This is a genomic window from Salinibacter sp. (assembly GCF_036626415.1).
Lineage (GTDB): Bacteria > Bacteroidota > Rhodothermia > Rhodothermales > Salinibacteraceae > Salinibacter.
On record NZ_JAZKRW010000119.1, the window covers coordinates 1 to 8,811 of the forward strand.

The 8,811-nt window shown below is 65.9% G+C and carries 7 protein-coding genes; 3 read left to right on the forward strand and 4 right to left on the reverse strand.

What is annotated here, in order from left to right; genetic code table 11:
* Positions 1-418 precede the first annotated feature (418 nt).
* The 3 genes from V5A20_RS11515 to pgsA form a co-directional block, all read right to left on the reverse strand.
* Positions 419-1,654 (reverse strand): competence/damage-inducible protein A, encoded by a 1,236-nt coding sequence (locus V5A20_RS11515; RefSeq protein ID WP_332316556.1) that lies wholly within the window; start codon positions 1,652-1,654, stop codon positions 419-421.
* 105 nt (positions 1,655-1,759) lie between these two features.
* A complete protein-coding gene (pyrE, locus tag V5A20_RS11520) occupies positions 1,760-2,440 on the reverse strand; it encodes an orotate phosphoribosyltransferase (RefSeq protein WP_332316555.1) in 681 nt (226 codons plus the stop codon).
* Positions 2,441-2,488: 48 nt separating this feature from the next.
* Positions 2,489-3,094, reverse strand: a complete 606-nt coding sequence (gene pgsA, locus V5A20_RS11525) for a CDP-diacylglycerol--glycerol-3-phosphate 3-phosphatidyltransferase (RefSeq protein WP_332316554.1) — start codon at positions 3,092-3,094, stop codon at positions 2,489-2,491.
* A gap of 370 nt (positions 3,095-3,464) precedes the next feature.
* Between pgsA and dnaK the strand changes: the two genes are divergently transcribed.
* Positions 3,465-5,462: a molecular chaperone DnaK gene (gene dnaK, locus V5A20_RS11530; RefSeq protein WP_332316553.1), complete on the forward strand. Its 1,998-nt coding sequence runs from the start codon at positions 3,465-3,467 to the stop codon at positions 5,460-5,462.
* A 191-nt stretch (positions 5,463-5,653) separates the two neighbouring features.
* Here dnaK and V5A20_RS11535 read toward each other — a convergent pair whose 3' ends face one another.
* A complete protein-coding gene (locus V5A20_RS11535) occupies positions 5,654-6,442 on the reverse strand; it encodes a TatD family hydrolase (RefSeq protein WP_332316552.1) in 789 nt (262 codons plus the stop codon).
* 153 nt (positions 6,443-6,595) lie between these two features.
* Between V5A20_RS11535 and V5A20_RS11540 the strand changes: the two genes are divergently transcribed.
* Both V5A20_RS11540 and V5A20_RS11545 read left to right on the forward strand, forming a co-directional pair.
* Positions 6,596-7,903 carry a SpoIID/LytB domain-containing protein gene (locus V5A20_RS11540; RefSeq protein ID WP_332327391.1) on the forward strand — a complete coding sequence of 436 codons (1,308 nt, stop codon included), beginning with the start codon at positions 6,596-6,598 and terminating at the stop codon, positions 7,901-7,903.
* A 147-nt stretch (positions 7,904-8,050) separates the two neighbouring features.
* Positions 8,051-8,811, forward strand: a 761-nt coding sequence (locus V5A20_RS11545) for a TonB-dependent receptor plug domain-containing protein (protein WP_332327392.1), incomplete at its 3' end; no start/stop codon positions are given.

Sequence of the window (8,811 nt, forward strand, 5' to 3'; positions counted from 1 at the left end):
AGCGATGATCCTCATCACCACACAAAGTCGCTAGAGAAATAAGCCGCAGGGTAACCTATGTTTATATCAAGGTACTCAGCATATGCACATCTCGAATCTCACAACCCTTTGGGTCCCAACTGGTTGCGCAAGGGAGCCTGTGCATATGTCAACCAGATTAGATCCGCGAAATATGTCGGCGGCCTGGACATAGTACCGATTATATCAAACGAGTAGCCCCCGACGAATCGGGCGGTGAGCAGGGCCTCTCCGGACGTTTTGGTACGTTGGAAAGGATAGTGAAGGGCGGGCATCGTCGCAAGCGCGCATCGACACGCTGGAGACTGCGGACGAGCCTTTCGCAGCAGGACGGAGATCCGCTTGGAGAGATGGATGGATCAGGCCGGACAGGGCCCGAGAAGCGAAGGCGCCGTCTCCGCTACACCAAGCTGCGGCGGGCGCGCTCCAGGGCCGCCGAGGCGAAAAGCTCTTTGTTCAGGGTCCGGTCCTCCACGAACTGGTGATGGGTCGCGTGCGCCCCATCCGCGTCGGCGACCCCCACCCACACGGTGCCCACCGGCTTCTTGGGCGTGCCGCCCGTGGGGCCCGCGATGCCGGTCGTGGAGATGCCCACGGTCGCGTCAAGTGCGGCCCGCGCCCCGTCTGCCATTTCAATGGCGACGGCCTCGCTTACCGCCCCATGCTCGCGGAGCGTCTCGGCCCTCACCCCGAGCACCGCCTGCTTGACCGCGTTGGCGTACGCGACGACGCTTCCCAGGAAGTAGTCGGACGCCCCCGACACGCCGGTCAGTCGGTGTCCAATGAGTCCGCCGGTTGCGCTCTCCGCCGCGGCGATCGTGGCGTCACGGTCGCGCAGCGTGTCGGCCAGCACCATTTCGAGCGTGAGGTCGCCGGTGCCGATGATGTAGTCGCCCGCCCGCTCTCGGATCACCGCCGCCACTTCGTCGAGCCGTGCCTCGGCCCGAGTCTGCTCGGCATCGGCGGAGAGGCGCAGACGCACGCCGCTGGTGGAGGGCAGGTAGGCCAGGGACACATCGTCGCGCAGCGCCTCGGACAGGTCGCCGAGCCGCTCCTGGAGCAGGGTTTCCGGAATGCCCGCCGTCACGAGCGTTCGGTGGCGCACCTCCCCCACACCCGGCTGCTGCTCGAGGCGCGGCTCCACGGAGGCGTCGAAGATGGCCTTCATCTCCGCGGGGATGCCCGGCAGGACCGCGATCAGCCGCCCGTCCGCGGCCTCGTGCCACAATCCGACTGCGGCCCCCACCGGATTCTCCAGGACCTCGAAGCCCTCCGGCACCTGGGCCAGTGCACGGCCGGACTCCGGCACCTCGCGGCTGCGCTGCTCGTAGTATTGACGGACGCGAGCGAGCAGGTCGGCGTCGGTGCGGAGGGGCGCACCGAAGTACTCGGCCACCACGTCTCGCGTCCGGTCGTCGTGCGTGGGGCCAAGCCCCCCGGTACAAATCACGAGGCGGGCCTCCTCGTAGGCCCGATCTAGCTCCTGAGTGATGGTGTCAGGGGTGTCCCCCACCGTGACCGTCCGGGTCATGCGCACGCCGAGCCGACTGAGCCGCCCCCCCAGCCACGCGGCATTCGTGTTGGTGGTCTGCCCAATCAGCAGTTCATCGCCAATGGTGAGGAGCTGTGCCTTCATCGGTGCGGCGGGCGAGCCAGGGGAAGATCAACAAGAACGTGCGTCTGGGTTTTCGCGACGGGGAGGTCAGCCTCCAGGGAGCATCCACGGCAGATAGAAAGCAGATCATTGCCCGTGCGCACGCGACCAGGCCTTCGGGTCGGCCTGCCAGTCGTCGAGCACAGCCTGGGCCTCCTCAGAGAGCGAGTGCTGACGGCGCGCCACGTCCAGGAGCACGGGGAATGTCGTCAGGACATGACCGGGCACGTCGGCCTCCCGGAACGCCGTGTGGGCCGCGTCCAGCCCGTACGAGAAGATGGCCAGAACAGCGAGCACAGTGGCCCCGGTCTCCCGGACGGCCGCCACCGCGTCCAGCGCGGACCGGCCCGTCGAAATGAGGTCCTCCACCACGACCACCTCGTCCCCGGCTTCTGGCCGCGCGCCTTCAATTCGCCGCCCCGTTCCGTGCTCCTTGGCCGAGGAGCGCACGTACGCCATCGGCGCGTCGAGCCGCTCGGCCAGCCAGGCCGCGTGCGGGATGCCGGCGGTCGCCGTTCCTGCGACGGTGAGGGGCGCCCAGTCGTGAGCCCGGACCCCCTGTACGAACCCGTCCGCAATGGATCGCCGCACGGAGGGATGCGCGAGGGTTCGCCGGTTGTCACAATAAATGGGTGCCGCGAGGCCCGAGGACCACGCAAACGGGTCGTGGGGACGGAGGGAGACGGCGTCAATGCGCAACAGGGCATCGGCGAGGGCGCGGGCGTGGTCGGGCGACGACAGCACAGAGGCACCTTGGGAAGTGGGCATGACGGACCAGCAGAGTCAGTCGAACACACGGGTTGCATTGGAGAAGCCCTAATCCATCTCCATCTTCTCCTCCACCGGGGCAAATACGTAGAGCGCACCGGTCGCCACCGTGAAGCCCACGACGACGGTCAGGGCGAGCCCCGGAACGCCGCTGTCGTACAGGACCCACCGGGCTCCGTCTCGCAGGGGCGGGGAAAAGTGGGTGGCCGCCCGGAGCATAAGCACCCCGAACAGAAAGGCGGTCTGCAGCATCGTCTTGCCCTTGGCCACTCGATAGGTGTGGAGCGTCTGCCCGTACGCCTCGGCCCAGGACCGGAGCCCCGTGACGACCAGGTCGCGGAGGGCAATGGCCACCACGGCCCACCAGGGCACGAGGTCAGGGGCTTCCATCGCGAGGGCGATGAAGGTCCCGAGGATGAGCACCTTGTCCGCCAGGGGATCCAGGTACTGGCCCAGGCGCGAGCGCACGCCAAACCGACGGGCCAGCACCCCGTCGTAGTAGTCCGTCAGGGAGGCCAGAACGAAGAGAACAACCGCACTCATCTGCCCGGCCCGACTCGGGATCGACAGGAGCAGGAGCAGCAACGGGGTCACCAAAATCCGACCAACCGTCAACAGATTGGGAATGTAGCGGAGGGTTGCAGAAGTGTACATGACAGTCAAAAGGTAGGCAGCAACCGCCAGAATTTCTCAGTCCCTCAACAATATTGGCGAAATTTTTCCTGGGAGAAAGAAGGACCGATTTTATTCCAGAAGCCCCCAAGGACCATGCCCGCCGTTCTGCAAACTTTTCAGTGAGCGGTCGTCTCACCACCACTCCTGACGCCGCGTCGGGGAGATGCGGGCACTCCCTCCTGTCACCCTGACATTGTGGCGGACAGATCCGCGCATTTCCCGGGGCGGCATCGTTCTTGAGAATGAAGCAACATGGCGATGTAGAGCGAGGGTGCCGCCTACTGGCGCCCCTCGAACCCCCGACACGCCTTTTACTCTCGAACTGATCCGAACCAACACATACGAACTCATGGGCAAAGTTATTGGCATTGACCTGGGCACGACGAACTCCGTCGTGGCGGTGATGGAAGGGGACGACCCTGAAGTCATCGAAAACGCGGAAGGATCGCGCACCACGCCGTCCGTCGTGGCCTACAAAGACGATGGCGAGCGCCTCGTGGGCGCCCCTGCGAAGCGGCAGGCCATCACGAACCCCGAAAACACCGTGTCCTCGATCAAGCGGTTTATGGGCCGCTTCTACGACGAGGTCGAGGACGAGATCGAGGAGGTCCCCTACGAGATCGTCCGCGGCGAGAACGACACCGCACGCGTCCAGATCGGCGACCGAAAGTACACGCCGCAGGAGATCTCGGCGGTGGTGCTGCAGAAGCTGAAGCAGACGGCCGAGGAGTATTTGGGCCAGGAGGTCACCGACGCGGTGATCACGGTGCCGGCGTACTTCAACGACGCGCAGCGGAAGGCCACGCAGGAGGCCGGCGAGATTGCGGGCCTGAACGTGCAGCGCATCATCAACGAGCCGACGGCGGCGTCCCTCGCCTATGGGCTGGACGACGAGAGCGATCAGGTGGTCGCCGTGTACGACCTCGGCGGTGGCACCTTCGACGTCTCCATTCTGGAGCTCGGCGACGGCGTCTTTGAGGTAAACGCCACGTACGGGGACACGCACCTCGGCGGCGACAACTTCGACAAGCGCCTCATCGACCACATTGCCGATGAGTTTGAGCAGGACACGGGCATCGACCTTCGGAACGACCCGATGGCCCTGCAGCGCTTGAAGGAGGCCGCCGAGGAGGCCAAGATCGAACTGTCGAGCGCCAAGACGACGACGATCAACCTGCCGTTCATTACGGCGACGGACGAGGGGCCCCAGCACCTGAACATGACCCTCAACCGGGCCACGTTCGAGAACCTGATCGGGGACCTGGTAGAGAAGACAGTGCCGCAAATGAAGAAGGCCCTCGACGACGCGGGCCACTCCAAGAGCGACGTCGACGAGGTCATTCTGGTCGGCGGGTCCACCCGTGTGCCGCTCGTGCAGGAGACCGTGCAGGACTTCTTCGGCAAGCAGGCCAACAAGTCCGTCAACCCGGACGAGGTAGTGGCCCTCGGCGCGGCCGTGCAGGGCGGTGTGCTCAGTGGCGACGTCGACGACGTGCTGCTGCTGGACGTGACGCCGCTTAACCTCGGCATCGAGACGCTCGGCGGCGTGATGACGACGCTGATTGAGGAGAACACCACGATCCCGACGAAGGAGAGCGAGGTGTTCTCCACCGCTGCCGACAACCAAACGTCCGTGGAGGTGCACGTCCTTCAGGGCGATCGCGAGATGGCCAAGGACAACCGCACCCTCGGCCGCTTCCACCTGGACGGCATCCCACCGGCCCCGCGCGGCACGCCGCAGATTGAGGTGAAGTTCGACATCAACGCGGACGGCATCCTCAACGTGTCCGCCGAAGACAAGGACACCGGCAAGGAGCAGTCGATCCGCGTGGAGGCGAACAGCGGCCTCTCCGACGAGGAGATCGAGAAGATGAAGGAAGAGGCCGAGAAGCACGCCGAGGAGGACGAGAAGCGCAAGGAGCGCGCCGACACGATCAACGAGGCAAACTCTATGGCCTACTCCGTGGAGCAGGGCCTTGAGGAATACGGCGACAAGATTCCTGACGACAAGCGCTCGACTCTCGAGGACGCCCTGGAGTCGCTCAATGAGGAGCTTGAGACCGCCAGCGCCGACGAGAACATCACCGCGCTGGAGGACGCCCTCGATGAACTCAACTCTGCGTGGTCGGCGGCCGGCGAAGAGATCCGCGAGGCGCAGCAGCAGCAGGCCGAGCAGGGCGCTGCGGCTGGAGCGGGCGCCGGTGCCGCGGGCGCAGGTGCAGGCCCCGGTGCCGGAGCGGGCGGCCCCGCGGGCGGCGCAGGCCCCGACAACGGCGCCGCGGGCACCGAGGACGAGGATGTCCACGACGCCGATTACGAAGTGGTCGACGAAGGCGACGAGGAGTAGGTGTTGCCATTCGGACGCGGGCGGACTTGACACGTCCACGTCCCTCTACATCGCCCCGCGACCGCCACGCACCGTGGCGGCCGGCGGTCATTCAAACGCCCCGATCGGGACATCCCGGTCGGGGCGTTTTTCGTTGTGATGTGGGCCCCATTCGGCCCCCAAGTGCCGGGGGCAGAGGGCCCCACTGTCTGTCATCGTGTGCCATCAAGCTCGTAAATCGCCCGGGCATTTCGGGTCGTGATTTCGGCGACGGTCTCCAACGGGCGATCTTTGATCTCCGCGAGCCGCGCGACCACGTGCCGCACGTACGCCGGCTCGTTCCGGTCGCCCCGGTTTGGCTCCGGGGCCAGGTATGGGCTGTCGGTCTCCACGACAATGCGATCGAGCGGCACCTCCTTCACGTACTGGTCCACGTCGCTGTTGGAGAACGTCATGATGCCCCCCACCCCCAGGTAGAACCCGAGATTCCACGCCCGCTCGGCCACGTCGGGCGGGTCGACGTAGCAGTGGAGGATCCCGCGCATTTTCTCCGGGACGTCGGCCCGGGCATGCTCTTCTTCCAGAATGGCAAGAATGTCATCCGCGGCGTCGCGATTATGGATCACCAAAGGCAGGTCGGCCTCAATGGCGAGGCGGATGTGCTTGCGGAAGAAGTGCTGCTGCCGATCGTCGAACGACCGGTCCCAGTAGTAGTCGAGCCCACTCTCGCCCACCGCCACCACGCTCGGGTGGGCGCACCACTCCGCCACCGCCTCGAACGCCTCCTCGGTGGCGTCTTCCGTTTCGGAGGGATGCAGCGCCGCCATGGCGTAGAGCCCCTCGCGTTCCTCGCATAGATCTACGGCCTGCTGGATGGAGGGCACGTCGATCGCCGGCATCACAATCACATCCACACCAGCCCCATGGGCTCGACGCAGTACCGCGTCCCGGTCGTCGTCAAATTGGTCGAGGTACAGATGCGCGTGCGTGTCGACAATCATGGACTGTGGGAACGACCGAGAGGGATTGTGGGACCGGACGGCGCGGACAGACACCCACCGGGAACGAAGCCCCCATTTTGCACCGTAGGAGCATCGCTGTTGGGCAGAAACAGGCCAGTCATTGGAATGTCAACGGAAGACCTCACACTGTAAATGCACTGGCGCGAATTTCACCAGATTCTCTGCCCGGACGTCTGGGGCCTTCCTGGGCTGCTGTACGCCGTGGTTCTGCTCGGGGCCGGAGCGCCGGGGCCGGCCGGGGCGCAATCGGCGTCCGACAGTACAGACTGGGTGCAGGTCCGGCTCCACCACGGGACGAACGTCGAGTCCGTCCGCCTGACCCCAGAGCAGAACCCGCTTTCGGTGCTTCTCCCCCGGGGCAATTCTCCGGTCCTCCGCCTCGATCCCCGCGAGACCGTGACGCTGGGGCGTCGCCAGGGAGACGTCTATGCCCGGCGTGGGGAGGCCAACCTGTATGCCCGGTCGCTCCGCCTCGCGCCCTCGGGCGGGGGCGGCTGGACGCTTACGCTGCCGTCCGAGTCCACCCGCACGTACACGGGGCACCTCCACCTCCGCCCCGCCGATTCCAGCTCAGGCCTTCAGCTGGTGAACCGGGTGCCCCTTCAGGACTACGTGGCGAGCGTGGTTGCCGCGGAGTACGGGCTCGGCGACCGGGCCGGAACCCGTGCGATGGCGATCGTGGCCCGCACCTACGCACTGTTCGCCGCCAAGCATCATGAGGACGACTACGACCACGTCGATGGCACCGCCTCTCAGGTATACCGGGGGCAAGAGGTGATCACCGAGGCCGCACGCCGGGCCGCCCGTGAGACGCAGGGACAGATTCTAACCTACGACGGGGCCCCGATCCAGGCGGTCTACTTCTCGTCGAGCGGTGGCCACACCGCCAACAACGAAGACGTCTGGACGGACAGTCCCTCGCTTCCCTACCTGCGGGGCAAGGAGGACCCGTACGATCAGGTGTCTCCCAAGCACCGGTGGACAACGCGTGTGAACCGCCGGGCCCTCTTGCAGGCGCTCTCGCTGCATCACGGCGCCTCCGTTGAGGGGTTTCTGCTTGGCGACCGCACCTCGAACGGCCGGCTGGCGACGGTCGACGTTCTCTTCTCGACCGATGGCGAGACGGAGATGGAAGCGAGCACCTTCCGGTCCGTCGTCAACGAGCGGGTCGACGGCGTCTCCCTGAAGAGCACGTGGTTCGATGCTCGTCGGGACGGCCCGGAATACGTGTTTACTGGGCGGGGCCACGGCCACGGGGTCGGCCTCAACCAGTGGGGCGCCCACGCGATGGCCGAGCAGGGAAAGAGCTACCGCGAGATCCTCTCATTCTACTACACGGGCGTTCAGATCCGGCCGCTGGACGAAGCCTCCTCCCTTCCCGCGGTGGCCCAGGATCCGCCGCCCCCTGCCGACTCGACCGCGCCCCGCATTGGGTGGTAGGTCGCAGCCCTCCGTCTCTTGGGGCCCCCACCAGGCGTGCGTACCGGCGCCGGGAGGAGGGACTTCGTCGCAAAGTGTCCTTTCGTCCGTCGCCCCAAGGAAGGGCTCTCCGTCTGCTCGCGTTCTTCCGCCATTCGTTTGAGGATTATGATGCCTTCGTCGATGCGCGTCGCTCTGCTGTATGGGGTTGGGCTCGTGCTCCTCGCTGGATGCTTCGCGCCCCCTGCCCCCGCTCAGGCACCACCGGACACGTCCGTGGCCATGCAGGTCGAGATGGCACCGGTTGAGGTCACGGCCACCCCGTTCCGCATTGCGAACGAGGCCCCGTCCTTCTCCGCCGCCACGCGGACCCGAACTGATCAAGACCTCAACAGCACCCCTTCGCTGTCGCTCGAACAGGTGTCCGCCGGACTTCCGGGCCTCTCCGTTCAGAGCCGCACGCACTTTGCCCTCGGCGACCGCATCACGATCCGGGGACTCGGGTGGCGGGCCCAATTTGGCGTGCGCGGAATTCAAATTCTCCTCGACGGCATTCCACTGACGACGGCGGACGGCCAATCGGTGGTGCACATCATCGACCCGTCCTTCGTCCGCTCGCTGGAGCTCATTCGGGGCCCGGCCTCCACCTTTTGGGGCAATGCGAGCGGGGGCGTATTATCCCTCTCCACCCGCCCTCCCCAGGACGCCGGCCACACGGTGCGGCTCAAAGAGACCGTCGGCTCCTACGGGCTGTCGAAAACCGACGTACAGGTGACCCCGGACCTCGGGCCCCATCAGCTAAGCGTCTACTCGTCATATCTTGCCCAAGACGGCTTTCGCCAGCACAGCGAGACGCGCCTCCTCCGGTCCGGGTTTACCAGCGACTTTTCACTGGGCGACGACCGAGGGGTGCGCGTGATCGGCGCCCT

Bases quoted from the DNA above. Each gene is read 5' to 3' on its own strand.
- V5A20_RS11515 (WP_332316556.1), bottom strand. From the start codon at position 1,654: ATGAAGGCACAGCTCCTCACCATTGGCGATGAACTGCTGATTGGGCAG.
- pyrE (WP_332316555.1), bottom strand. From the start codon at position 2,440: ATGCCCACTTCCCAAGGTGCCTCTGTGCTGTCGTCGCCCGACCACGCC.
- pgsA (WP_332316554.1), bottom strand. From the start codon at position 3,094: ATGTACACTTCTGCAACCCTCCGCTACATTCCCAATCTGTTGACGGTT.
- dnaK (WP_332316553.1), top strand. From the start codon at position 3,465: ATGGGCAAAGTTATTGGCATTGACCTGGGCACGACGAACTCCGTCGTG.
- V5A20_RS11535 (WP_332316552.1), bottom strand. From the start codon at position 6,442: ATGATTGTCGACACGCACGCGCATCTGTACCTCGACCAATTTGACGAC.
- V5A20_RS11540 (WP_332327391.1), top strand. From the start codon at position 6,596: ATGCACTGGCGCGAATTTCACCAGATTCTCTGCCCGGACGTCTGGGGC.